This window comes from Brachybacterium sp. UNK5269, assembly GCF_049266655.1.
In the GTDB taxonomy this organism is placed as follows: domain Bacteria; phylum Actinomycetota; class Actinomycetes; order Actinomycetales; family Dermabacteraceae; genus Brachybacterium.
This window is the reverse complement of sequence record NZ_CP184883.1, coordinates 1374265-1398656: the sequence shown is the minus strand read 5'-3', so window position 1 is coordinate 1398656 and position 24392 is coordinate 1374265. Positions and strand designations below refer to the sequence as shown.

Annotated in this window: 17 protein-coding genes and 1 pseudogene; 10 read left to right on the top strand and 8 right to left on the bottom strand. The window is 73.3% G+C overall.

Translation table 11 applies throughout. The features are described from left to right. Window positions 1-147 precede the first annotated feature (147 nt). A complete protein-coding gene (locus ACOJUI_RS06420; RefSeq protein WP_422117242.1) occupies window positions 148-1389 on the top strand; it encodes a DUF4032 domain-containing protein in 1242 nt (413 codons plus the stop codon). After that, window positions 1386-2081, top strand: coding sequence for a YczE/YyaS/YitT family protein (locus ACOJUI_RS06415; RefSeq protein ID WP_422117241.1), 696 nt, complete (start codon window positions 1386-1388; stop codon window positions 2079-2081). The genes ACOJUI_RS06420 and ACOJUI_RS06415 overlap by 4 nt, the downstream gene beginning before the upstream one ends. A gap of 70 nt (window positions 2082-2151) precedes the next feature. Here ACOJUI_RS06415 and rlmB read toward each other — a convergent pair whose 3' ends face one another. Genes rlmB through ACOJUI_RS06395 form a run of 4 tightly spaced genes read right to left on the bottom strand, consistent with a single transcriptional unit; the run spans window position 2152 to window position 6359 of the window. Then, window positions 2152-3123, bottom strand: coding sequence for a 23S rRNA (guanosine(2251)-2'-O)-methyltransferase RlmB (gene rlmB / locus ACOJUI_RS06410; RefSeq protein ID WP_422117240.1), 972 nt, complete (start codon window positions 3121-3123; stop codon window positions 2152-2154). Window positions 3124-3153: 30 nt separating this feature from the next. Further along, window positions 3154-4611, bottom strand: a complete 1458-nt coding sequence (gene cysS / locus ACOJUI_RS06405) for a cysteine--tRNA ligase (RefSeq protein ID WP_422117239.1) — start codon at window positions 4609-4611, stop codon at window positions 3154-3156. Window positions 4612-4643: 32 nt separating this feature from the next. Further along, window positions 4644-5126, bottom strand: coding sequence for a phage holin family protein (locus ACOJUI_RS06400; RefSeq protein WP_422117238.1), 483 nt, complete (start codon window positions 5124-5126; stop codon window positions 4644-4646). 51 nt (window positions 5127-5177) lie between these two features. Further along, complete coding sequence (locus ACOJUI_RS06395; protein WP_422117237.1) at window positions 5178-6359, bottom strand: LacI family DNA-binding transcriptional regulator; 1182 nt, start codon at window positions 6357-6359, stop codon at window positions 5178-5180. A gap of 147 nt (window positions 6360-6506) precedes the next feature. Between ACOJUI_RS06395 and ACOJUI_RS06390 the strand changes: the two genes are divergently transcribed. From ACOJUI_RS06390 to ACOJUI_RS06380, 3 genes are all read left to right on the top strand, one after another. Continuing rightward, window positions 6507-7823: a sensor histidine kinase gene (locus ACOJUI_RS06390; protein WP_422117236.1), complete on the top strand. Its 1317-nt coding sequence runs from the start codon at window positions 6507-6509 to the stop codon at window positions 7821-7823. After that, window positions 7820-8473, top strand: a complete 654-nt coding sequence (locus ACOJUI_RS06385) for a LuxR C-terminal-related transcriptional regulator (protein WP_422117235.1) — start codon at window positions 7820-7822, stop codon at window positions 8471-8473. The genes ACOJUI_RS06390 and ACOJUI_RS06385 overlap by 4 nt, the downstream gene beginning before the upstream one ends. Before the next feature lie 130 nt (window positions 8474-8603). Further along, a complete protein-coding gene (locus ACOJUI_RS06380) occupies window positions 8604-9395 on the top strand; it encodes a DUF4097 family beta strand repeat-containing protein (protein ID WP_422117234.1) in 792 nt (263 codons plus the stop codon). An 84-nt stretch (window positions 9396-9479) separates the two neighbouring features. Here the strand turns inward: ACOJUI_RS06380 and acs are convergent. After that, a pseudogene (acs, locus tag ACOJUI_RS06375) lies at window positions 9480-11458 on the bottom strand (acetate--CoA ligase). A 140-nt stretch (window positions 11459-11598) separates the two neighbouring features. Here acs and ACOJUI_RS06370 point away from each other — a divergent pair. Continuing rightward, the gene (locus tag ACOJUI_RS06370; RefSeq protein WP_422117233.1) at window positions 11599-12705 is read left to right on the top strand and encodes an NADH:flavin oxidoreductase/NADH oxidase; all 1107 of its coding nucleotides are present in this window, start codon (window positions 11599-11601) and stop codon (window positions 12703-12705) included. A 41-nt stretch (window positions 12706-12746) separates the two neighbouring features. Here ACOJUI_RS06370 and ACOJUI_RS06365 read toward each other — a convergent pair whose 3' ends face one another. After that, window positions 12747-14141 carry an L-serine ammonia-lyase gene (locus ACOJUI_RS06365; RefSeq protein ID WP_422117232.1) on the bottom strand — a complete coding sequence of 465 codons (1395 nt, stop codon included), beginning with the start codon at window positions 14139-14141 and terminating at the stop codon, window positions 12747-12749. 90 nt (window positions 14142-14231) lie between these two features. Next, on the bottom strand, window positions 14232-15797 hold the full coding sequence (locus ACOJUI_RS06360; RefSeq protein WP_422117231.1) for a DEAD/DEAH box helicase: 1566 nt from the start codon (window positions 15795-15797) through the stop codon (window positions 14232-14234). Window positions 15798-15864: 67 nt separating this feature from the next. Between ACOJUI_RS06360 and panD the strand changes: the two genes are divergently transcribed. From panD to ACOJUI_RS06340, 4 genes are all read left to right on the top strand, one after another. Then, window positions 15865-16290, top strand: coding sequence for an aspartate 1-decarboxylase (gene panD, locus ACOJUI_RS06355; protein WP_422117230.1), 426 nt, complete (start codon window positions 15865-15867; stop codon window positions 16288-16290). A gap of 110 nt (window positions 16291-16400) precedes the next feature. Then, the gene (locus ACOJUI_RS06350) at window positions 16401-17327 is read left to right on the top strand and encodes an AEC family transporter (RefSeq protein WP_422117229.1); all 927 of its coding nucleotides are present in this window, start codon (window positions 16401-16403) and stop codon (window positions 17325-17327) included. Between the two features lie 217 nt (window positions 17328-17544). Then, window positions 17545-20496: a leucine--tRNA ligase gene (gene leuS / locus ACOJUI_RS06345; protein WP_422117228.1), complete on the top strand. Its 2952-nt coding sequence runs from the start codon at window positions 17545-17547 to the stop codon at window positions 20494-20496. Window positions 20497-20592: 96 nt separating this feature from the next. Further along, a complete protein-coding gene (locus tag ACOJUI_RS06340; RefSeq protein WP_422117227.1) occupies window positions 20593-21705 on the top strand; it encodes a hypothetical protein in 1113 nt (370 codons plus the stop codon). 3 nt (window positions 21706-21708) lie between these two features. Here ACOJUI_RS06340 and clpB read toward each other — a convergent pair whose 3' ends face one another. After that, window positions 21709-24336, bottom strand: coding sequence for an ATP-dependent chaperone ClpB (clpB, locus tag ACOJUI_RS06335; RefSeq protein WP_422117226.1), 2628 nt, complete (start codon window positions 24334-24336; stop codon window positions 21709-21711). Window positions 24337-24392 lie beyond the last annotated feature (56 nt).

Here is a 24392-nt window from a genome sequence, read left to right as displayed (position 1 = left end):
CACGACGGGCGTCCGGCTTCTGCCGGGCGCCCGTCGCCGTTGCCGCCCCCGGTGGGAGAGGATGGTGACCACAGGACCACCAGGTCGAGATGACGTGAGATGCGCCGGGAGTGGGCGAACCGCCCCGGCCCGGGAGAGAATGGACCAATGGCACCCCTGGAGATCACCGCGTCCCGCGCAGATCCGGCACTGCTGGACCTCCCGTGGGAGCAGCCCCTGGAGCAGTGGCCCGAGAAGATGCTCGCTGCGCTCCCCCGCGGCATCTCCCGCCATGTCGTGCGCTTCGCCCGGGTCTCCGGCCGGGTGCTCGCCCTCAAGGAGATCACCCATGACCTGGCGCGGCGCGAGTACGAGATGCTGCGGGTGCTGGGCCGGATGGGCATCCCCTCCGTGGTGCCCTTCGCCGTCATCTCCGGCCGCACCACTGCCGAGGGGGAACCGCTGGACGCGGTGCTGATCACCCGTCACCTGCAGTTCTCCCTGCCCTACCGGGCCGTGTTCAGCCAGGTCTCCCGCGAGGACACCGCCCAGCGCCTGCTCGACGCGCTGGCCGTGCTGCTGGTGCGGCTGCACCTCGAGGGCTTCTACTGGGGGGACGTGTCCCTGTCCAACACCCTGTTCCGGCGGGACGCGGGCGCCTTCGCCGCCTACATCGTCGACGTCGAGACCGGGGCGCTGCACGAGAAGCTCTCGACCGGTCAGCGCCTCTACGACCTCGACCTGGCCCGCACCAACATCATCGGCGAGCTGATGGACCTGCAGGCCGGCGACATGTTCGACCCCGAGGCCGATCCGGTCGAGGTGGGCGACGACCTGGTGACCCGCTACACCGAGCTCTGGGAGGCCCTGACCTCCCGGGAGCGGTTCTCCGCGGACGAGCGCTGGCGGGTCTCGGCCCGGATCGAGAAGCTCAACGCCCTGGGCTTCGACGTCGGCGAGCTGGAGATCACCACCGACCTCGACGGGACCACCCTGTCGATCCGGCCCAAGGTCGTCGACGCCGGCCACCATTCCCGCCGCCTGCTGCGCCTGACCGGCATCGATGCCCAGGAGAACCAGGCGCGCCGGCTCCTGAACGACCTCGACCAGTACCGTGCGGCCACCGAGCAGCAGGCCGAGGAGGAGGAGTTCGTGGCCCATGAGTGGCTCCAGCAGCAGTACGAGCCGGTGGTCCGCGCGATCCCCCGCTCGATGCGCTCCAAGCTCGAGCCCCCGGAGTTCTTCCACGAGGTGCTCGAGCACAAGTGGTTCCTCTCCCAGCAGGTCGGGCACGACGTGAGCTTCGACGACACGGTGCGCCATTACATCCTCAACGTGCTGATCCACCGCCCGGACGAGAAGTCCCTGGTGACCACCGAGACCTCGGCGCTGCCGATCGTCGAGGGATGAGGACCCCCGTGCCCTCCTCCCCCACCGGTCTGGACAACCTCACCGTGGGCGAGCAGCTGCGCATCGACCGGCTCCCGCTGCGCCTCGCGCAGATGATGACCGGATTGACCGGTTTCGGCCTCTCCCTGGCCCTGCTGCTCGAGTCCGGGCTCGGCGGCGCCCCCTGGGACGTGCTGCACGCGGCGCTCGCCGCGCACCTGCACCTGAGCGTGGGCACGGTGAGCATCGCCCTCAGCTTCGTGCTGCTGCTGCTGTGGATCCCCCTGCGCGAACGGGTCGGCATCGGCACCGTCGCGAACTCGATCTGGGTGGGGGCGAGCCTGGATCTGGGGATGTGGCTGCTGCCCGAGGCCCGCACCCTGCCGGCCGCCCTGGCGATGATGGCGCTCGCGGTGGTGATCAACGGCGTCAGCGCCGCGGTGTACATCGGCGCCCAGCTCGGCGCGGGCCCCCGCGACGGGCTGATGACAGGTCTGGGCCGGGTGCTGCGCCGGCCGGTCGGCCCCGTGCGCATCGCGCTCGAGGTGCTCGTGCTGCTGACGGGCTGGGCGCTGGGCGGGCCGCTGGGACTGGGCACCGTCGTCTACGCGCTCGGGCTGGGTCCGATCATCCAGCTGGCCCTGCCGCATGTGACGATGCCGGTGCGCTCGGTGCGCGGCCGCGAGGTCTCCGCGGCCGCCTCCGTGCGCTGAGCGGCCGGGCAGGTGCCCGGCCGCTCAGGTGCCCGGGCCGGGCGGCCTGCCCGACCGGGCACCGCTCGGCTCAGGCCCGGCCCTGGCGCTCCCGCACCCCGGAGATCTCGTAGAGCGCGATCGCGGCGGCGACCGAGGCGTTCAGCGACTCGGTCCGGCCCCCCATCGGGATCGACACCACCTGGTCGCTGATCTCGCGGGCCAGGCGGGAGAGCCCCTTGCCCTCGGCCCCGACCACCAGCACGGCCGGCTGGGTGCCCAGCTCGAGCCCGCGGGTGGTCACATCGCCCTCGGCGTCGAGCCCCAGCACGAACACGCCCTTCTCCTTGAGGGAGGTCAGGGAGCGGTTGAGGTTGGTGACCTGCGCGACGCGGACCCGGCCGGCGGCGCCGGCGGCGACCTTCCACACGCTCGCGGTCATCGAGACGCTGCGGCGCTCCGGCAGGATCACCCCGTGGGCGCCGAAGGCGTCGGCCGAGCGCAGGATCGCGCCCAGGTTGCGGGGATCGGTGATGCCGTCCAGGGCCACCAGCAGCGGCGGCTCGAAGCGGTCCGCGGCGATCTCCAGCAGCTCCTCGACCTCCGCGTACTGGTAGGGCGGCATCGACAGCGCCACGCCCTGGTGGACGGCGTGGTCGGTCATCCGGTCCAGGTCGGTGCGCGACGCCTCCGCGACCGGCAGGCCCCGCGCGCCGGCCAGGCGCATGATCTCGCGCACCCGCTCGTCGCTGTCGATCCGGACCATCACGGTCAGCTGGGTGGCCGGGACGTCCTCCTGCAGCGCCTCCAGCACCGCATTGCGCCCGGCGACCTGGTCGCTGCCGGGGGCCTTGCGGGCCCCCTTGCCGCCGCCGGTGCGGCGGGCGGCGGCTCCGGTGGCCGACTTCGAGCTGCCGGCGTAGGCCTTGTGCGCCGGACGGTCCTCGGCCTTCGGGGTCGGTCCCCGTCCCTCGAGCGCGCGACGGCGCACGCCGCCGGAGCCGACGGTCGCGCCCTTCTTGCTCTTGCGCACCGCGCCGCGGCGCGAACTGTTCCCTGCCATCAGGTGGACTCCTCAGTACTGCGTGGTGGTTCAGTGGTCCTCGTGGTCCGCCGGGCTCGCCGCGAGACTCCAGCGGGCGCCCTCCGGGCCGTCCTCGATGCGGATCCCGGCCGCGCCCAGCGCGTCGCGGAGGGCGTCGGCGCGGGCCCAGTCCTTCGCGGCGCGGGCCGCGGCCCGGGCCGCCAGCTGGGCGCCGACCAGCGCGTCCAGCGCGGCGTGTGCGGCGTCGGAGGCGGCGGCGTCCTGCCCCCAGTGCGGGCCCAGGGGATCCAGCCCCAGCACGTCGAGCATGGCCCGCAGCCGGCCGAGGCCGTCGGCCAGCTCGGCCGGCGCGGCGCCGGCGGCGAGCTGGGAGTTCAGGGCGGACTGCTCGCGGTGGATGACGGCCAGCGCCTCCGGGACGGCGAGGTCGTCGTCCATCGCGGCGCGGAAGTCCGCCGGCAGCTCCACGGCGGCCAGATCGGCCGCGGCGGAGGCGAGCGGGTGCCCGTCGAGCCGCTCGGCGGCGCGGCGGGCGGTGGCGGTGAAGCGCTCCCAGACCACCTCCGCCTCGCGCATCGCGGTGTCGTTGTACTCGACGGTGGCGCGGTAGTGCCCGCTGATCAGCGCCAGCCGCACCGCCGGGGTGGGATGGTGGCCGAGCGCCCGGGCGGCCGTGACGAAGTTGTCCAGGCTCTTGCCCATCTTCAGGCCGTCGACGGTGAGCACGCCGGAGTGCATCCAGCGGCGCGCGAAGCCGTAGCCGGCGGCATGGGACTGCGCCTGCTCGTTCTCGTGGTGCGGGAAGCGCAGGTCCAGGCCCCCGGCGTGGATGTCGAAGGTCTCCCCCAGGTACTTGCGGGCCATCGCGGAGCATTCCAGGTGCCAGCCCGGGCGACCGCGGCCGAAGGGGGTGCTCCAGGAGGCGGTGGCCGGTTCGGTGGGCTTGGCCGCCTTCCACAGGGCGAAGTCGCGCGCATCGCGCTTGCCGGGCTCCATCTCCTCGCCGGCGTCCTGCAGGTCCTCGGGCGACTGGCGGGTCAGCGAGCCGTAGCCCGGGTGGGAGGCGACGTCGAAGTAGACCGAGCCGGCGCCGTCGGCATAGGCATGGCCGCGCTCGACCAGCAGCTCCATCAGCTCGATCATCTCGGGCACGTGGCCGGTGGCGCGGGGCTCGTAGGTGGGGCGGCGGTTGCCGAGGCGGTCCAGCACGTCCTGGAACTCCCGCTCGAAGCGTAGGGACCAGGCCCACCACTGCGCCCCCGCCTCGGCGGACCTCACCAGGATCTTGTCGTCGATGTCGGTGACGTTGCGGACGTGGGTGACCTCGTAGCCGCTGCGCTCGAGCCAGCGCACCAGCACGTCGAAGGCCGCGAAGGTGCGCAGATGGCCGAGGTGCGGCGCCCCCTGCGTGGTGGGACCGCAGACATACAGCGACACCGCCCCCTCGCGCACCGGTGCGAAGGGTGCGGTGGTGCGGGTGGCGGTGTCGTGCAGCATAAGGGTCACGCCCTGAAGGATACTGCCCCTGAGCGGCCCGCTCAGTCCGTGCGGGCGCTGACCTGCTTGCCGTAGAGCTCCTCGAAGGTGTCGTCGTAGGAGACGGCGTTCTGGCGGCGCTTGCCCTGGACCGCGTCGACGGCCCCCTGGGCGGTCTCGATCGTGGTCGCCGGCGCCCGCAGCTTCTTGGCCACCAGGAAGGCGGCCAGCCCGGCGAGGGCGCCGAGCACGATGAACACGGCGGCGATGATCAGGAAGGCGGCCCAGTAGGGCAGCCCCAGCGCCTGCAGCCCGGTGGCGGCCGCGAACAGCAGCATCACCCAGGCCGAGAGCAGCAGGAACAGCAGCACGGCCGCCATGGCCGCGACGATGCCCGCCTTGATCCCGAGGTCGGTGAGCTCCTTCTTCGCGATGTCGATCTCATGGTGGACCACACCGAGGAGCTCGTCGCGGATGGACTGGACGAGCTCGCCGATGGACCGCTGGGTGGGCGGCGTGCTCGGGTCGTTCGTGGTGTTGATCATGGTCGGAGCCTATCGCAGGGGTGAGAGCTTTCGCAGGTCGCGGGGCCCCGGTCAGTCGACCGAGATCCGCTTGCGCTTGACGGTCTCGGCGCGGGGCCCGGCCGAGGTGGTGCGCCGCACCACCAGGGACGGGGCGACGGCCACGTCCCGCGGCGGGGCCTCGTGCCCGGAGACCCGCTCCACCAGGAGCTGCGCGGCGAGCGCGCCGAGCCGGTCGGAGTTGGGGTCGACGCTGGTGAGCTGGGCGATGCCGGAGGAGGCGAGGGAGGTGTTGCCGTAGCCCGCGACCGCGAGCTGCTCGGGCACCGCGAAACCGGCCTCGCGGGCGGCAGAGAGGACGCCGACCGCGGTGACGTCGTTGGCGCAGGTGACCGCGGTGGGGACGCGGCTGCCGCGCAGCAGCATCGATCCGGCGGTCTGCCCGACCTGCTCGGTGAAGTCGCCCGGCTCGACGCGGGTGCTGTCCGTGAGGCCGTGGCGCTGCATGGCCTTGCGGAAGGCGTCCGCGCGCTCCCGCGCGACGGCCGCGCCGACACCGCCGACGTGCGCGATCTCGCGGTGGCCGAGGCTCACCAGGTGGTCGACCAGCAGGCCCTGACCGACCTCGTCGTCGATGCGGACGGTGTCGAAGCGGCCGATGAACTGCTGCGAGCAGCCGATGCCCACGACGGGGCGGTTGCCGGTGGCCTCGAGCACGTTCTCCATGTCGGCCAGGTCGGAGATCATCAGGAAGCCGTCCACCCCGAGGTGGACCAGGTTGTTGATCGCGTCGGTGTCCGCCGCGACCGGGTACTCGGGGATGCGCCGACGGGTGGGGACCACGATCGCGGTGCGACCGGTGGCGGTGAGCTCGATGCGGATGGCGCGCACCAGGTCCGAGATCCAGGTGTTGCGCATGGTGTTGACGAGCACGGCGACCACGCCGCGGTGGTCGTCCTCGCCGCTGAGCTCCTCGAGCGGGAAGTCGAGCCGCTCGGCGGCCTCCCGCACCCGCCGGATCATCTGCGGCTTGATCTCCTCGGACTCCCGCAGCGCCCGCAGCGCGACCGCGCTGGAGATGCCCAGCGAGTTCGCGACGTCGCGCAGGGTGCCCCGCGTCTGGCCGTCGCCGGCGAGCTCGGCGGCGGTGCGGTCGAGGTTCTCGACCACCTGGCCGGTCGCGCCGTCGTCGGCGCCCGCGGCGTCGGTGAGGGGATCGATGGACTCGTCGGAGGACGTCGCGTCACTGCTCATGGACCCATTGAACCGCATCGCGGGTCCCGAGCAGGCCCGGCCGCAGCAGATGTGAACCACCCGTCAGCCGGGGCGGGGGTTTTCCCCCGCCGGAGCGGTGGGTGGGCACCGTGGGAGAGCGGCGCGGCGCCGAATACTGTCGGGGTCATGAACGTGACCCCCTCTCCCCCGGCGCCGCGGCGCCGCTCCCGGGTGAACCCGGCGGCGCTGGCCTCCGTGATCGTCGGCGGACTGCTCTTCTGCTCCTGGTTCTGGATCAGCCTCGCCGTCCTCCTCACCGGGCTCAGCGCGCTGCCGGCCCTCGGCAGCGGCCTGCTGCTGCTGATCCCCTGGATCCTGGCGATGCAGCTCGCGGTGCGCGCCGAGCGCCGCCGGGCGGTGGCCGTCCACGGCATCTCGGTGATCCTGCCCGCGCGGCGGCGCTCCCGGCGCGAGGGGGCGGCGCAGTGGATCCAGAACCGCTGGTTCGAGCTGGGCAGCGGCGCCTTCTGGCGCGGGGTGCTGCACCACCACCTCGCGATGCTGGTGGCCGGGCTCTTCTTCCTGGCCTTCCTGGTGCTGCTGCGGATCGGCTGGGCGGGCTGGGAGCTGGCCCTGGCCTACGGTCCGTTCGAGGTGGGCGGGGTGGAGCTCTCGCGCTGGGCGCTGGCCCTGATCGGCACGCTGGGCCTGGTGCTGTCGGTGGCGATGCTGGCCCTCGGGGCGCTGGCCGACCTGGGACTGGCGCGGGGCCTGATCTCGGGTTCGGAGGACGACCTGCGCGAGCAGGTCGCCGAGCTCGCCGAGCGCCGCCAGGGCGCGGTCGACGCCGCCGCCCAGGAGCGGCTGCGGATCGAGCGGGACCTCCACGACGGCGTCCAGCCCCGTCTGGTCACCCTGGCGATGACCCTCGGCGTGGCCCGGACCGCGATCCGCTCCGATCCGGATAGGGCCGAGCAGCTGGTGGGCGAGGCCCATTCCGAGGCGAAGGCGGTGATGACGGACCTGCGCCAGCTCGCCCGCGGCATCCACCCGGCGGTGCTCACCGACCGCGGCCTGGACGCCGCCCTCTCGGCGCTCGCCGCCCGCTCCCGCATCCCCGTCGAGCTGCAGGTCGAGCTCGCCGACGCCGAGCTTGCGCGGCTGGACCGCGAACGCGAGGCGGTGGCCTACTTCGTGGTCGCCGAGGCGCTGACCAACATCGCCAGGCATTCGGGGGCGAGCCGCGCCGCGGTCCTGGTCACCCAGCACGAGGGCACGCTGCGGGTGCGCATCGAGGACGACGGTCGCGGCGGCGCCGCGGTGCGCCGCGACGGCGTCTCCACCGGCCTGGCGGGCCTGTCCGACCGGGTCCGCGCCACCGGGGGCCGCCTCGAGGTGGTCAGCCCCGAGGGCGGCGGCACCGTCCTGCTGGCCGTGATCCCGCCGGGCACGGCCGCCGCGGCCGTGCGCCCCACCCCCGCCACCCAGGAGGTCCTGCGATGAGGATCGTGATCGCCGATGACGCCGTGCTGCTGCGGGCGGGGGTGGAGCGGCTGCTGACCGACGCCGGCCACGAGGTGGTCGCCGCCGTCGGCGACGCCACCGCCCTGCTGAGCGCCGTCTCCCACCACCAGCCCGACCTCGCCGTGATCGACGTGCGGATGCCGCCGACCTTCACCGACGAGGGGGTGCGGGCGGCGATGCTGATCCGCCAGCAGGACCCGCAGGTGGCGCTGCTGGTGCTCTCCCAGTACGTCGAGGAGCGGTACGCCTCCGACCTGATCGCCGACTCCCCGCACGGCCTGGGCTACGTGCTCAAGGACCGGGTCGCGGACATCGAGGACTTCCTGTCCGTGGTCTCCGACGTCGGCGCGGGCGGCACCTGGCTGGACCCGGAGGTCATCCAGCAGATCTTCGTCCGCTCCCGCCGTCGGCGCACCCTCGAGCAGCTCACCCCGCGCGAGCGGGAGGTGCTCTCCCTGATGGCCCAGGGCCGCTCGAACCAGGCCATCGCCGATGCCCTGTTCGTCTCCGCCGGCAGCGTCGAGAAGCACATCTCCTCGCTGCTGACCAAGCTCGACCTCCCACCCGTCGACGGCGAGAACCGTCGTGTCATGGCCGTCCTGCGCTACCTGGAATCCGAGGAACGATGATGAGCACCACCCACCCCGCCCCCCTCACCGCGGCGGACCGCTCCCCGCTCCACGAGCCCGGGCGGCGGCTCTCCCCCGCCCCGAGGACGATCGCCCCTGGCGGATCGCCCTGGTCCTCCTCGCCTCCGCCGTGGTCGCCCTGATCCTGCTGGCGCTCGCCCTCGCGTCCACCAGCGCCTGGGCCTCCGCCCGCGGCTTCTCCCCCGCCCCGGCCACCACCGCGCTCGGCACCCCCGCCTCGCTGACGGTGACCGCGGACGTGGCCGACGTGCAGGTGCGCTCCTCGGACGAGGTCGACCAGGTCACCCTGGCCCTGGTCGAGGACGGCGCGGACGAGCTGCCCGCGCCGGGCACCGAGGTGCGCGCCCGCCTCTCCCAGCAGGGCGGCTCCGCCGACCCGGTGCTGGACGTGCGCCAGCCGCACCGCTTCTCCACCCTGCCCTGGGGACCGGGATCGCTCGACCTGCTGCTGCTGGTCCCGACCGGGCACACGCTGAGCCTGGACCTGACCACCGAGGTCGGCGGGATCCGGGCCGAGGGCGACTTCGCCGCGCTCGCCGTCCGCTCCGACGTGGGCGACATCCGCCTGAGCTCCCTCTCCGCCCCGGGCGGCCTGGTGGCGCACTCGGAGGTCGGCGAGCTCGACATCGAGCTCGGCGCCCCGGCGGCCGCGACCATCGACGTCACCGCCGGGGTGGGGGACGTCGCCCTGCAGCTGCCCGCCGACGCCGGGGGCGCCGTGAGCGTCACCTCCGAGGTCGGCGAGATCGACATCACCGCCCCGGGCAGCGGCACCTGGGACATCGACGCGAGCTCCGAGCTGGGGACGACGGAGGTGGATCCGAGCCTGCGCGGCACCGCGCAGGACATCGGCTCGATCACCGCGACCTCCGAGGTCGGGGACGTGCACCTGCACCGCTGAGCACCGCGCGAGCCCGCAGCGGGCCGACGGGGCGGGCGCACCGGTCACGGACCGGGGCGCCCGCCCCGTCGGCGGCCCCGGTGCTCAGCGCTTGCCGGTGAGCCCCTGCTGGATGAGGTCCATCACCGAGGCGTCGGCCAGGGTCTGAGTGTCGCCCACCTGACGGTTCTCCGCGACGTCCCGCAGCAGGCGCCGCATGATCTTCCCGGAGCGGGTCTTGGGCAGCTCGGAGACCAGCAGCACCTTCTTCGGCTTCGCGATCGGGCCGATCTCCTTGCCGACATGGGCGCGCAGCAGCTCGGGGACCTGCTCCTCGCCGCCGCCGGCCGCGATCGCCTCCGCGCTGCCCGAGCGCAGGATCACGAAGGCCACCGGCGCCTGCCCGGTGGTCTCGTCGTTCGCCCCCACCACCGCGGCCTCCGCCACCCATTCGTGGCTGACCAGGGCGGATTCGATCTCCATGGTGGACAGGCGGTGGCCGGAGACGTTCATGACGTCGTCCACCCGGCCCAGCAGCCAGATGTCGCCGTCCGCATCGCGCTTGGCGCCGTCGCCGGCGAAGTAGAGCCCCGGGAAGCGGGACCAGTAGGTCTCCTGGAAGCGCTCGGGGTCGCCCCAGATGCCGCGCAGCATCGCCGGCCACGGCTCATCGAGCACCAGGTAGCCGCCCTGGCCGTTGCCGACGCTCTCACCGGCGTCGTTGATGACGTCGGCGCTGATGCCGGGCAGCGCGACCTGCGCCGAGCCCGGCTTGGTGGCGGTCACCCCCGGCAGCGGGGAGATCATGATGGCGCCGGTCTCGGTCTGCCACCAGGTGTCCACGATCGGGCAGCGGTCGCCGCCGATGACGCGGCGGTACCACATCCAGGCCTCCGGGTTGATGGCCTCGCCGACGCTGCCCAGCAGGCGCAGCGAGGACAGGTCGTGCTTCCCGGGAATCTCCTCCCCCACTTCATGGCGGTGCGGATCGCGGTGGGCGAGGAGTAGAACAGGGAGACCTTGTACTTCTCGATGATCTCCCACCAGCGGCCCTGGTGGGGAGTGTCCGGGGTGCCCTCGTAGATGACCTGGGTGGTGCGGTTGGCCATCGGGCCGTAGACCACGTAGGTGTGCCCGGTGACCCAGCCGACGTCGGCCGTGCACCAGTAGACGTCCGTGGAGGGCTTGAGGTCGAAGACGTTGCGGTGGGTGTAGGCGGCCTGGGTGAGGTAGCCGCCGGTGGTGTGGACGATGCCCTTGGGCCTGCCGGTGGTGCCGGAGGTGTAGAGGATGAACAGCGGGTGCTCGGCCTCCACCGCGACCGGGGTGTGCTCGCTCGAGGCGCTCTCGCGCGCCTCGTGCCACCACACGTCCCGACCCTGCGTCCACTCGACCTCGCCGCCGGTGCGGCGCACCACCAGGACCTTCTCCACGCTGCTCGCGCCGCCGGCCAGCGCCTCGTCGACGGCGGGCTTGAGCGGCAGCTGCTTGCCGCGCCGGTTCTGGCCGTCGGCGGTGATGACCACCCGGGCCTCGGCGTCCTCGATGCGCGAGCGCAGGGCCTCAGCGCTGAAGCCGCCGAAGACCACCGAGTGCGGGGCGCCGAGGCGGGCGCAGGCGAGCATCGCGAACACCGCCTCGGGGATCATCGGCAGGTAGATCGCGACCCGGTCGCCGGTGCGCACCCCCAGCTCGGAGAGCACGTTGGCCATGCGGGAGATCTCGTCCTTGACGTCCGCGTAGGTGAAGGCGGCGTCGGAGCCGTCCTCGTACTCGGCCAGCAGCGCCACCTGGTCGCCGTGGCCCGACTCCACGTGGCGGTCCACGCAGTTGTAGGCGACGTTCAGGGTGCCGTCCGCGAACCAGCGGGCGAAGGGCGGGTTCGACCAGTCGAGGGTCTGGGTGAACGGGGTCTCCCAGCTCAGCAGGCTCGCCCGGGAGCGCCAGAACGCGAGCCGGTCGCGCTCGGCCTCCGCGTACAGCGAGGGGCGGGCGACCGCGTTCTGGACGAACTCGGTGGGCGGGGAGAAGGTGCGGGTCTCCTCGGAGAGGTTCTCGATCCCGGTGACGGCGTCGTCGGACATCAGTGCTCCTGGTTCATGGGCCCCGTCGGAGGGGCGGAACGGACGCGGTCACCGTATCCCAGGAGATGCGCGTCACGCTCATCGGGCACGCCCCGTGAGCGGCGCGATCGCGGCCCGCGCGGCGACTACCGTGGGGGACCATGCTCTCCGATCCGGGCGCCGGTGCGCCGACCCTGCTGTCCCCGACCCGCCTGCGCGAGCTCGAGCTGCGCAACCGCATCTGGCTGGCCCCGATGTGCCAGTACATGGTCGAGGCCGGTGACGGCGTCCCCACCGACTGGCACCTGGTCCACCTCGGCGCCCGCGCCGCCGGCGGCTTCGGCCTGATCATCACCGAGGCGACCGCGATCTCCCCCGAGGGCCGCATCAGCCCGCAGGACACCGGGATCTGGAACGACGAGCAGGTCGCGGCCTGGGCACGGATCACCCGGTTCTGCCAGGAGCAGGGCGCGAAGGTCGCCGTGCAGCTCGCGCATGCGGGCCGCAAGGCCTCCACCTGGCCGGCCCTGCCGGCCTTCCGCGGCCGTCGCGGCACGGTCCCCGAGTTCGCCGCGGGGTGGCGCGCCGTGGGCCCCACCACCGATCCCTTCCCCGGGCTCGACGCCCCCGACGCGCTGTCCCGGGACGACATCGCCCGCGTGGTCGAGGACTTCGTGGCGGGCGCCCGTCGCGCCGAGCAGGCCGGCTTCGACGCCCTCGAGCTCCACTTCGCCCACGGCTACCTGGTCCACGAGTTCCTCTCGCCGCTGGTGAACACCCGCACCGACGAGTACGGCGGCGACGGGCCCGGGCGGCGCCGGCTCGCCCTCGAGATCGCCGCCGCGGTGCGCGAGCAGTGGCCCGCCGAGCGCCCGCTGATCGTGCGGCTCAGCGCGACCGACTGGATCGACGGCGGCTGGGACGTCGAGCAGTCCGCGACCCTGGCCCGCGAGCTGGAGCGGGTGGGGGTGGACGCGCTGCACGTCTCCACCGGCGGCGCGGTGATCGCCGACATCGCGGTGGGTCCGGAGTACCAGGTCGGCTTCGCCCGCGCCCTGCGCGAGGCGGTCTCGATGCCGGTGGCCGCCGTCGGCCTGATCACGGAGCCGGAGGGCGCGCAGGCGGTCCTGGACCGCGGGGACGCGGACTTCGTCGCCCTCGGCCGCGCCGCCCTGCGCGAGCCCGCCTGGCCGCAGCGCGCCGCCCATGAGCTCGCGGTGCGCGCTCCGGAGCTGTACCCGGGCGCCTACCGCCGCGGCGCCTGGTGAGCGGCGCCCCGCCGCGGCGCCCCGCCGCGGCGGCCGGCGCCTCAGCAGTCGGGGACGCTGACCGGGACCGCGGTGACCGCGAGCCCGCCCATGGCGGTCTCCTTGTAGCGCGCGTTCATGTCCCTGCCGGTCTGGCGCATGGTCTCGATCACCGTGTCCAGGGAGACGAAGTGCTCCCCGATGCCGCGCAGCGCGAAGCGGGCGGCGGTGATCGCCTTCACCGCCGCCATCGCATTGCGCTCGATGCAGGGGATCTGCACCAGACCGCCGATGGGGTCACAGGTCAGGCCCAGGTTGTGCTCCATGGCGATCTCCGCGGCGTTCTCCACCTGGGCGGGCTTGCCGCCCATCGCCTCGCAGAGGGCGGCGGCGGCCATCGAGCAGGCCGAGCCGACCTCGCCCTGGCAGCCCACCTCGGCGCCCGAGATCGAGGCGTGCTCCTTGTACAGGGAGCCGATCGCGCCCGCGGTGAGCAGGAAGCGCACCGCGATCTCGTCGGGGTCCACGCCCTCGATGTAGGTGGTGGCGAAGAACAGCACGGCCGGGATGATGCCGGCGGCGCCGTTGGTGGGGGCGGTGACCACGCGCCCGCCGGCGGCGTTCTCCTCGTTGACCGCGAGCGCGGCCAGGGAGACCCATTCGAAGGAGTTCATCGGCAGCCGGACCGGGTCCTCGGCGCTCAGCGAGTCGTACCAGGAGGCCGCGCGGCGCTTGACGTCGAGCCCGCCGGGCAGGGTGCCGCCGGTGCGGACCCCCCGCTCGATGCAGTCGTCCATGGCGCGCCAGATCCTCAGCAGACCGGAGCGGATCTCCTCGTCGCTGCGCCACTGCCGCTCCCGCATCAGCATCGCCTCGGAGACGGAGATGCCGCGGTCCTCGCACACCCGCAGCAGCTCATCGCCGGTGGTGAAGATGGTGCGGCCCTCCTCCTCGGCGGCGACCTCCGCGATCGAGCGGTCCATGTCGGCCTCGTCGACGACGAAGCCGCCGCCGACGGAGAACATCGGCCGCCGCGCCAGCACCTCCCCCGCGGCGTCGAGGGCCAGGAAGGTCATCCCGTTGGAGTGCTGGGGCAGGAAGGTCAGCGGGTGCAGGACGATCGAGGAGGGCCGCAGGGACACCGGGAGGGTGCCGTCCAGCAGCAGCCCGCCCTCGGCCTCGATCCTCGCCACCCGCGCCCGTCCGGCAACCGGGTCGACGGTCTCGGGATCGGCGCCCTCGAGCCCCATCACCACCGCGTCCAGGGTGCCGTGGCCCTCGCCGGTCGCGGCCAGCGAGCCGTAGAGGTGGACGGCGACGTCCATGAGGCGGGGCTCGACCTGCGGATCGGCGAGCACCTCGCGGGCGAACCGGGCCGCGGCCCGCATCGGCCCGACGGTGTGCGAGCTCGAGGGCCCGATCCCGATCTTGAACAGGTCGAACGTGCTGATGCTCATGTCGCGCCTCCTGGGGTGCTCATCTGCTCAGGGCTCTAGGGCTGCCAGGTGCCGCAGGGATGCCGGTCGGTGCGCTGCCCGGCCGGGCCCTCAGCGTCCGCCGCGACGGCGCGGCGCCCGTGCCGGTGCCGCGGAGCGACCGCGGCCGCCGCTCCGGCCGGCGCTGCTGTCCTTGCCGGCGCCGCCGTCCTTGCCGGCGCCGCCGCTCCTGCCCGCACCGCGGCTGCGCCCGGCGCCTGCCGCGCCGGCTGCGCGTCCGCGGCGGGGGCCGTCGCCCCGCCCGGTCCGGGCACCGCCGCGGCCCGCGTCGCCCGCCTCGGGCTCCTCCCAGGAGGCGCGCCGCTCCTCGTTGGCGCGGCGCTCCTCGGCGCGGCGGGAGTCGGCCCCGCGCGTGCGCTGGATGTCGAGCTTGCGGGGCGCGCCCTTGTACTTCACCTGCGCGGGGTCCTCGGCCGGCTCCCCGGCGGGGGCGCGGCCGCCGAGCTCGGCGAGCGCCGGGTGCTCGCCCGAGGCGACCTCCTCGGCCCAGCGGGGCTCGACCGCCGCCTGCTCGAGGACGCGGCGGGTGCGGGAGGTCTGATGGGGCAGGGCGAGGGTGACCACGCTGCCGACGGCGCCCGCGCGGGCGGTGCGCCCGGAGCGGTGCACGTACTCCTTGACGTCGTCGGAGGGGTCGACGTGGACCACCATGGTGACGTCGTCGATGTGGAGCCCGCGGGCCGCGACATCGGTCGCCACCAGCACCGGGTAGGCGCCCTCGCGGAAGCCGGCCAGCACGTTGGTGCGCAGGCCCTGCTGCTTGCTGCCGTGCAGCGCCGCGGCGGGCACGCCGACCTCGACCAGCTCCTGCGCGACCCGCTCGGCCCCGAGCTGGGTGCGGGTGAACATCAGGGTGCGGCCCTCGCGGGCCCCCAGGTAGGCGGTGACCTCCCGCTTGGCGGAGGGCTCGATGGCCAGCACATGGTGGTCCATGGTGGTCACCGCCGCGGAGACCGGGGTGGTCTCGTGGCTGACCGGGTCGACCAGGAACGCGTCGACCAGCTCCTCGACCTGTCCGTCCAGGGTGGCGGAGAACAGCATCTTCTGGGTCCCCATCGGGATCGCCGCCAGGATGTCGCGCACCACGGGCAGGAAGCCGAGGTCGGCCATGTGGTCGGCCTCGTCGATGACCGTGGTCTCGACCAGGTCCAGCTGCAGGGCCCCGCGCTCGACCAGGTCGACCAGCCGTCCCGGGGTCGCGACCACGATCTCGACGCCGCGGGCGACCGCGTCGGCCTGCTTCTCGATGTTCATGCCGCCGGCGACCAGCTGGGCCTTGATCCCCACCGCGCGGGCGAAGGGATGGATGGTGTCGACGACCTGCGCCGCGAGTTCGCGGGTGGGCACCAGCACCACCCCCAGCGGGCGCTTGCGGTGGACCTTGCGGCCGCGGAAGCGGGCGGTCATCGCGAGCGTGAAGGCGAGGGTCTTGCCGGAGCCGGTCTCGGCGCGGGCGAGGACGTCGCGCCCGGCCAGGGCATCGGGCAGGATCACCGACTGGATCTCGAAGGCGCGCTCGAGACCCTGCTCGGCGAGCACGCGCAGCGACTCGTCCGGCAGGGCCATGTCCTCGAACCGTTCCGAGCTGTGGGCGAGGCGGCGACGGGCCTTGGGCATGGTGATCCTCCTGATGATCGGACGCTCCCATCATCCAGCATGCCGCGTCCATGGGAGAATGGGGGCGATGTTGCGCACTCTCATGACCTCGAAGATCCACCGGGCCACCGTCACGCAGGCAGACCTGCACTACGTCGGTTCGGTGACCATCGACCCCGTCCTCACCGAGGCCGCGGGGCTGGTGGAGAACGAGCAGGTCACGATCGTGGACATCACCAATGGTCAGCGCCTGGTCACCTACGTCATCGAGGGTGAGCGCGGCAGCGGCGTGATCGGCATCAACGGGGCGGCGGCGCATCTGGTCACCCCCGGCGACCTGGTGATCATCATCGCCTACGGTCAGCTGGACGAGACGGAGGTCTCCTCGCACCGCCCCCGGGTGGTGCACGTCGATGCGCGCAACCGCATCGTGGCGACCGGCGACGACGGCGCCCGGCCGGTCCCGGGCAGCGCCGACCAGATCGACGGCCGCGCCTCCGCCGGTGCGCGCTGACCACCGCCTCCCCGCGGTCGCCGGCCTCCGCGGAGCGGACGCGGGAACACCCTTTCCCGCCGCTGGTCTAGGATCGCTCGGGTGATCGAGCTCCTGCCCCGCCCGCTGCCATGAGCGGGGTCCTGACCGGCTTCTTCATCGTCTGGGCGCTGATCGCCGTGGGCTGGGTGGTCGGCCGCACGGGAGTGCTCGGCCCCCACGGCCGCTACGTGCTGAACCGCACCACCTTCTTCGTGGCCTCCCCCGCCCTGGTCCTGGTGGGGCTGCTCAGCTCCGACGTCCGCGAGATCTTCTCGGTCCCCATGGCGGTGGCCGCGATCTCGGGGCTCGCCACCGGCGCCCTGCTGCTGCTGGGCGTCGCCCTGTTCACCCGGCGCCGGGGACCGGACCTGGTGGTCACCGCGATCTCCGGCTCGGTCGTCAACGGCGCCAACATGGGCTTCCCGATCGCCGCCTACGTGCTGGGCGACATCTCCCACGCGCTGCCGGTGATCCTGTTCCAGCAGGCCGTCTACAACCCGCTGTTCCTGTTCGTGCTGCACCAGATCACGCAGAAGGAGTCCCTGGGACCGCTGGGGATCGCCCGCAGCATCGGCGCCAACCCCACCATCGTGGCCGCGGCGGTGGGGATGGTGCTGGCGCTGACCGGGGTGCAGGTCCCCGACGTGGCGCTCGAGCCGATCCGCTCGCTGGCGGACATGGCGATCCCGGCGATGCTGCTGGCCTACGGACTCTCGCTGCACGGCTCCAAGCCGCTCGCGAAGGCCGACGGCTACCGGGGACTGATCGCGGCCGCCTCGTTCTCGAAGCTGCTGGCCATGCCGGCCCTGGCGTTCGGCATCGGGCTGCTGCTGGGCCTGTCCGGCCACTCCCTGTACGAGGTGGTGGTGATGGCCGCCCTGCCCACAGCCCAGAACGTCTACGTGGCCGCCGCCCGCTACCGGGCCGCCGAGAACCTCGCCCGGGACACGGTGCTGATCACCACGATCGGCACCGTGGTGGTGCTGCTGCTGATCTCCGGCCTGCTGGGCGTCTGAACCCGAGCCCCGGGGCGCGGTAGCATGAGCGGGTGACCCGACGGCTCCTGCTCCTGCAGCCGCGTCGGCCGCGGCCCGCGCCCCTCCCACGCTCCTGAGAGCGTGCCGGTGCGCCCAGGCGGCACCGATGCGGCTCCCCTCGCCTGCGCGAGGGTTTTTTCTTGTCATGCGACGCCCGGCGGCAGCTGCCGCTCCGACACCGAAGGACGATTCACCCATGGCCGAGGCCCCGCACCGTTACACCGCCGCGGTGGCGGACGAGATCGAGCGCCGCTGGCAGCAGCGCTGGGACGAGGACGGCACCTTCTTCGCCGACAACCCCGTCGGCGCGCTGCGCGGCTCCGTCGACTCGCTCGAGCAGGCGGCCACCGCAGCGGCCCCCGAGAAGATGTACATCATGGACATGTTCCCCTACCCCTCCGGGGCGGGGCTGCACGTGGGGCACCCGCTGGGGTACATCGCGACCGACGTGGTCGCCCGCCACCAGCGGATGCTGGGCAAGAACGTGCTGTACACGATGGGCTACGACGCCTTCGGTCTGCCGGCCGAGCAGTACGCCGTGCAGACCGGCACCCATCCGCGGATCACCACCGAGGCGAACATCGCCAACATGCGCCGCCAGCTGCACCGCCTGGGCCTGTCCCATGACCCGCGCCGCACCCTGGCCACCACCGACCCCGAGTTCACGAAGTGGACCCAGTGGATCTTCCTGCGCATCTTCGACTCCTGGTACGACCCGGAGGCGCCGAACGCCGACGGGGTCACCGGCCGGGCGCGACCGATCGCGGAGCTGCGCGCGGAGCTGCGCGACGGCAGCATCGACCCCTTCGCCCTGGCCGACCGGCAGGGCATCGAGCTGCCCGAGGCGTGGCAGGGACGCTCCGCCGTCGAGGTGCCGGGGGCGAGCGAGGCCGAGATCGCGGCCCTGGCCGACGCCTTCCGCCTGACCTACATCTCCGAGACCCCCGTGAACTGGTGCCCGGGGCTGGGCACCGTGCTGGCCAATGAGGAGGTCACCGCCGACGGTCGCTCCGAGCGCGGCAACTTCCCGGTGTTCACGCGCCGCCTGCGGCAGTGGAACATGCGCATCACCGCCTACGGCGACCGCCTGCTCGAGGACCTGGAGCGGGTGGACTGGCCCGAGTCGATCCGCTCGATGCAGCGCAACTGGATCGGCCGCAGCCACGGCGCCCAGATCACCTTCCCGGCCGCGGGACTCGCGGGCCGGCCGGGCGCGAGCTTCGACGTGTTCACCACCCGCGCCGACACCCTCTTCGGCGCCACCTTCTGCGTGCTCTCTCCGGAGCATGCGCTGCTGTCGGACCCCTCCGCCCTGCCCGCCGCCTGGCCCGCGGGCACCCGGGACGCCTGGACCGGCGGCGCGGCCACGCCCCGCGAGGCGGTCGCGGCCTACCAGGCGCGGGCGGCCTCCCTCGGCGAGGACGAGCGCACCGCCGAGGACCGCGTGAAGACCGGCGTGTTCACGGGCCTGCTGGCCACCAACCCGATGGACGGGCGCGAGCTGCCGGTGTTCACCGCCGACTACGTGCTGACCGGCTACGGCACCGGCGCGATCATGGCCGTGCCCGCCGAGGACCCGCGCGACTTCGACTTCGCCTCCGCCTTCGAGCTGCCCGTGATCCGCACGGTGCGGCCGCCGGCGGACTTCGCCGGCGGGGCCTGGACCGGCGAGGGCGAGAAGATCAACTCCGCCAATGCCGAGCTGGACCTCAACGGCCTGAGCAGCGCCGAGGCGAAGGAGCGGGCCACCGCCTACGTCGCCGAGAAGGGCTTCGGCCGCGCCCGCACCACCTACCGCCTGCGCGACTGGCTGTTCTCCCGCCAGCGGTACTGGGGCGAGCCCTTCCCGGTCGTCTACGATCCCGAGCACCCCGAGGTGCCGATCCCGCTGCCCGAGGCGATGCTGCCGGTCGAGCTGCCCGAGGTCGCGGACTTCTCCCCGCGCACCTTCGACCCGATGGATGCGGACACCGAGCCGCAGACGCCGCTGTCGCGGGCGGAGGACTGGGTCGAGGTCGAGCTGGATCTCGGCGAGGGCGTGCGGACGTACCGGCGCGAGACCAACACCATGCCGCAGTGGGCCGGCTCCTCCTGGTACCACCTGCGCTACATCGACCCCACCGAGGACGAGGTGCTGGTGCGGAGCGAGAACGAGCAGTACTGGCTGGGACCGCGCGAGGACGACGGGGTGGGCGGGGTGGACCTGTACGTCGGCGGCGTGGAGCATGCGGTGCTGCACCTGCTGTACGCCCGCTTCTGGCACAAGGTGCTCTTCGACCGCGGTGACGTCTCCAGCCAGGAGCCCTTCCACCGCCTGTTCAACCAGGGCTACATCCAGGCCTACGCCTACACCGACGCCCGCGGCGTCTACGTCCCCGCCGAGGAGGTCGTCGCCGGCGCCGACGGCACCTTCACCTACCAGGGCGAGGCCGTCACCCAGGAGTACGGGAAGATGGGCAAGTCGCTGAAGAACGCGGTGGCCCCCGATGACATGTACGAGGAGTACGGGGCGGACACGCTGCGGGTCTACGAGATGTCGATGGGGCCGCTGGACCTCTCGCGTCCCTGGGAGACCCGGGCGGTGGTCGGCTCGCAGCGCTTCCTGCAGCGCCTGTGGCGACTGGTGGTCGACGAGGAGAGCGGGCAGCTGACCGTCTCCGACCAGCCGGCGGACCGGGCCACGCTGCAGGTCGTGCACCGCACCATCGACGGCGTCAGCCGCGACATGGCCCAGATGCACTTCAACACCGCGGTGGCGAAGCTCATCGAGCTGGTCAACCACCTCACCAAGCTGCTGACCGCGCACGGCTCCGCCCCGCGGGAGGCGGTGGAGCCGCTGGTGCTGATGGTCTCGCCGCTGGCCCCGCACCTGGCCGAGGAGCTGTGGTCCCGGCTCGGTCACCGCGGCGGCATCTCCCGCGCCGCCTACCCGGTGGCGGATCCGGAGCTGCTGAAGGCCGACCTGGTCACCTGCGTGATCCAGGTCAAGGGCAAGGTGCGCCATCGGATCGAGGTCGACCCGGAGATCACCGAGGCCGACCTCGAGGCCGCGGTGATGGCCGAGGAGCGGGTGCAGGAGCTGCTGGCCGGCCAGAGCATCCGCAAGCTGATCATCCGCGCCCCGAAGATCGTCAACATCGTCGTCTGACGGCGCGCAGGCGCACGGTTCCTCCCCCGCCCCGCCCTGTCCACACTGCGGGGCGGGGCCGGGACGTCGCCCCGCCCGCCTGCCTACGGTCGGCGCATGACCACCTCCTGGGGATGCGACACCGAGGCCGTGCAGGCACTGGCCGCGACGGCGGACGCGCGGGCCGCGCTGCTGCTGGCCCTGATCGATCGGCTCCGCGCCGCCGCCGACGCCGTGGACTGGCACGGGCCCGACGCGCAGGCGCATCGCGGGCGCACCGCGGCCGTCACGGCCGCGGCCTCCGCGCTGTGCCGGACGCTGCGGGATCGCGCCGCCATGCTGCGTGACGAGGCGGCGCAGCAGGAGCACGCCTCCCAGGCCGAGCCGTCCGCGGACCCGCTGCGGCTGATGGCCGCCGAGCTGCCGGGGCTCGAGGAGGTCGGTCGGTGGATCGGCGGCCCCCTCCGGGCCCGCCCGGGCGGGCAGGGCTTCCCGATCCCCCCGGCCCTGCCGGGCGGCGCGGGGCCCTGGATCGGCGGGCCGCTCCAGCGCCCGTCCGGCGCCGGGGCCCGCCAGCCGCTCCCGGCGGGCGAGGACTTCGCCCTCACCGCGGACCGGCTGGAGGGCGCCGAGCGGCTGCGCCGCCGCGCCTTCGCCTCGACCTCCTACACCGCCCTCGCCCAGTCGGCGATGGACATCCATGCGGCCGTGGGAGCGGGTCTGGACCTCGCCGAGACGGCCCTGACCGATCACGGGCTGGGGGCCTTCGTGCCCCTCGTCTCGCTGGCGCGGATCCCGCACGCCACCAGCTCGCTGCTGGTGGGCGAGGAGTCGACCGCGGGGCAGGTGACCGGGCAGCTCGAGCACCTGGCGGCGAACGTGCACCAGACCGGCGCCGAGGTCGCCGACGCGATCGGGCGCGGGGACGTGGCCGCCGCCATCCGGGCCGGCGAGCGCGGCGCCTTCCGCCACCACGAGGGGGTGCTGGGCGTGGTGACCGCCTCGCCGCTGTGGGAGGTCCCCGCGGTGGGCGCCGAGGCCCTGGGCCATGCGGCCGACGCCGTGGAGGGCGTCAGCCCCGCCGCGGCGCAGGGGCTGCGAGAGGCCGAGCATCGCAGCGCCGAGCTCGGCGAGCACGTCGAGGGCGTGCGCGAGACCTGGCTCGGCGGCGAGAGCTGGTACGACGCCCGCCGCCGAGCGGTCACCCTGCCCTGGGACCCGGGGGCCTGAGGCTCACCGGAGCGCCGGCTCGGGCTCCCCGACGGTGCTCAGCTCGAGACCGTCGGCGCCCTCGGGCAGGGTCACCCTGACCCCCTGCCCGTCGTGGACCTCGCCCTTCAGGATCAGCCGGGCCAGGCCGTCGCCGATCTCCTTCTGCACCAGGCGCTTGAGAGGACGCGCCCCGTACATCGGGTCGAAGCCCTCGTCGGCCAGCCAGCGGGTGGCGGCGTCGTCGACCTCGAGCGCGATGCGGCGGTCCGCGAGCCGCGCGGCGACCTCCGCGATCTGCAGCGTCACGATCCGCGAGAGCTGCTCACGGGTGAGCGCCTCGAAGATCACCACGTCGTCCAGGCGGTTGAGGAACTCCGGCTTGAAGGAGGCCCGCACCACCTGCATCACCCGTTCGTGCTTCTCCGGCTCGGTGAGGGTGGGGTCCTGCACCGCATGCGCGCCCAGGTTCGAGGTGAGGATCAGGATGGTGGAGCGGAAGTCCACGGTCCGGCCCTGCCCGTCGGTGAGCCGGCCGTCGTCGAGGACCTGCAGCAGCACGTCGAACACGTCCGGATGGGCCTTCTCGATCTCGTCCAGCAGCACCACCGAGTACGGCCGGCGCCGCACGGCCTCGGTGAGCTGACCGCCCTCGTCGTAGCCGACGTAGCCCGGAGGCGCGCCGACCAGCCGCGAGACGGTGTGCTTCTCGCCGTACTCCGACATGTCGATGCGGATCATCGCCCGCTCGTCGTCGAAGAGGAACTCGGCCAGCGCCTTGGCCAGCTCCGTCTTGCCCACGCCGGTCGGCCCCAGGAACAGGAAGGAGCCGGTGGGCCGGTTCGGGTCGGAGATCCCGGCCCGGGCCCGGCGCACCGCGTCGGCGACCTCGGTGACGGCGCGGCGCTGCCCGATCAGCCGGCGGCCGATCAGCTCCTCCATGTCCAGCAGCTTCTCGCTCTCGCCCTGCAGTAGGCGACCGGCCGGGATGCCCGTCCAGGCGGAGACCACCTCGGCGATGTCATCGGCGCCGACGTGGTCGGCGACCATCGGCCGCTCCCCCTCGGTGCCGCCGCCGGCCTCGTGCTCCTCGGCCTCGCGCAGCTGCTCCTTCAGGGCCGGGATGTCGCCGTAGAGGATCTTCGAGGCGGCGGTCAGGTCGCCCTCGCGCTGGGCCCGGTCGGCCTGCATCCGCAGCTGCTCGAGCTGGGCCTTCAGATCACCCACCAGGTTCAGTCCGGCCTTCTCCCGCTCCCAGCGGGCCGCCAGCTCATTGCGCTGCTCGGTGCGGTCGGCGAGCTGGGAGCGCACGGACTCGAGCTGCGCGAGGCTGCCCGGGTCGTCGCTGCCGGCGAGCGCGAGCTCCTCCATCTTCAGCCGGTCCACCTGTCGGCGCAGGATGTCCAGCTCCTCCGGCGAGGAGTCCAGCTCCATCCGCTGCCGGGAGGCGGCCTCGTCGACCAGGTCGATCGCCTTGTCCGGCAGCTGCCGGCCCGAGATGTACCGCGCCGACAGGGTCGCGGCCGCCACCAGCGCGGAGTCGGTGATCGTGACCTTGTGGTGCGCCTCGTACTTGTCCTTGAGGCCGCGCAGGATCGTGACCGTGTCCTCGACGCTGGGCTCGCCGACGAACACCTGCTGGAAGCGGCGCTCGAGGGCGGGGTCCTTCTCGATGTTCTCCCGGTACTCGTCGAGCGTGGTCGCCCCCACCATCCGCAGCTCACCGCGGGCCAGCATGGGCTTGAGCATGTTGCCGGCGTCCATCGACCCGTCGCCCGAGCCGCCGGCGCCGACGACCGTGTGGAGCTCGTCGATGAAGGTGATGATCTGGCCCTCGCTGGTGCGGATCTCGTCGAGCACCGCCTTCATGCGCTCCTCGAACTCGCCGCGGTACTTCGAGCCCGCGACCATCGAGGACAGGTCCAGCGAGATCAGCTTCTTGCCGCGCAGCGAGTCGGGGACGTCGCCCGCCACGATGCGCTGGGCGAGCCCCTCGACGACGGCGGTCTTGCCGACGCCGGGCTCGCCGATCAGCACCGGGTTGTTCTTGGTGCGGCGCGAGAGCACCTGGACCACGCGGCGGATCTCGGCGTCGCGACCGATCACCGGGTCCAGCCGGCCCTCGCGGGCCATCTCGGTGAGGTCCACGCCGAACTTCTCGAGGCTCTGGAAGGTGCCCTCGGGGTTCTGGGTGTCCATCTGGTTCATGCGGTCATCTCCTGGGGTCACGGTGGCAACGGCATCGCGGAGTGCGGAGGGGGTCGCCCCGACGGCGGTGAGCAGGCGGGCGGCGGCGTCCTTGCCGAGTGCGATGCCGATCAGCAGATGCTCGGTGGACAGGTAGGTGCGCCGCTGGGAGTCGGCCTCCCGGCGGGCCGCCTCGAGGGCGTCGAAGCCGGTGCCGACGAAGGTCGGCGAGGACGCGGTGCCGCGCACCCGCGGCAGGGAGTCGATCGCCTGCTCGGCGCGGCGCAGCACGTCGGCCGCATCCGCCCCGGTCGCGATCAGGACGGCGCGGGCGATGCCGTCCGCCTGGCCGGCCAGCGCCCAGAGCAGGTGCATCGAGCTGATCTCGGGATTGCCGAGCTCGACGGCCTTCTCCGCGGCGGCCGTGACGGCCTCCTGCGATCGGGTGGTGAACTGGAACTCCACGATGCTCCTCTCTGTCGGTGGCGCGGTGGTCGGTGTCGCGGTGCTCGTCCGGGTCA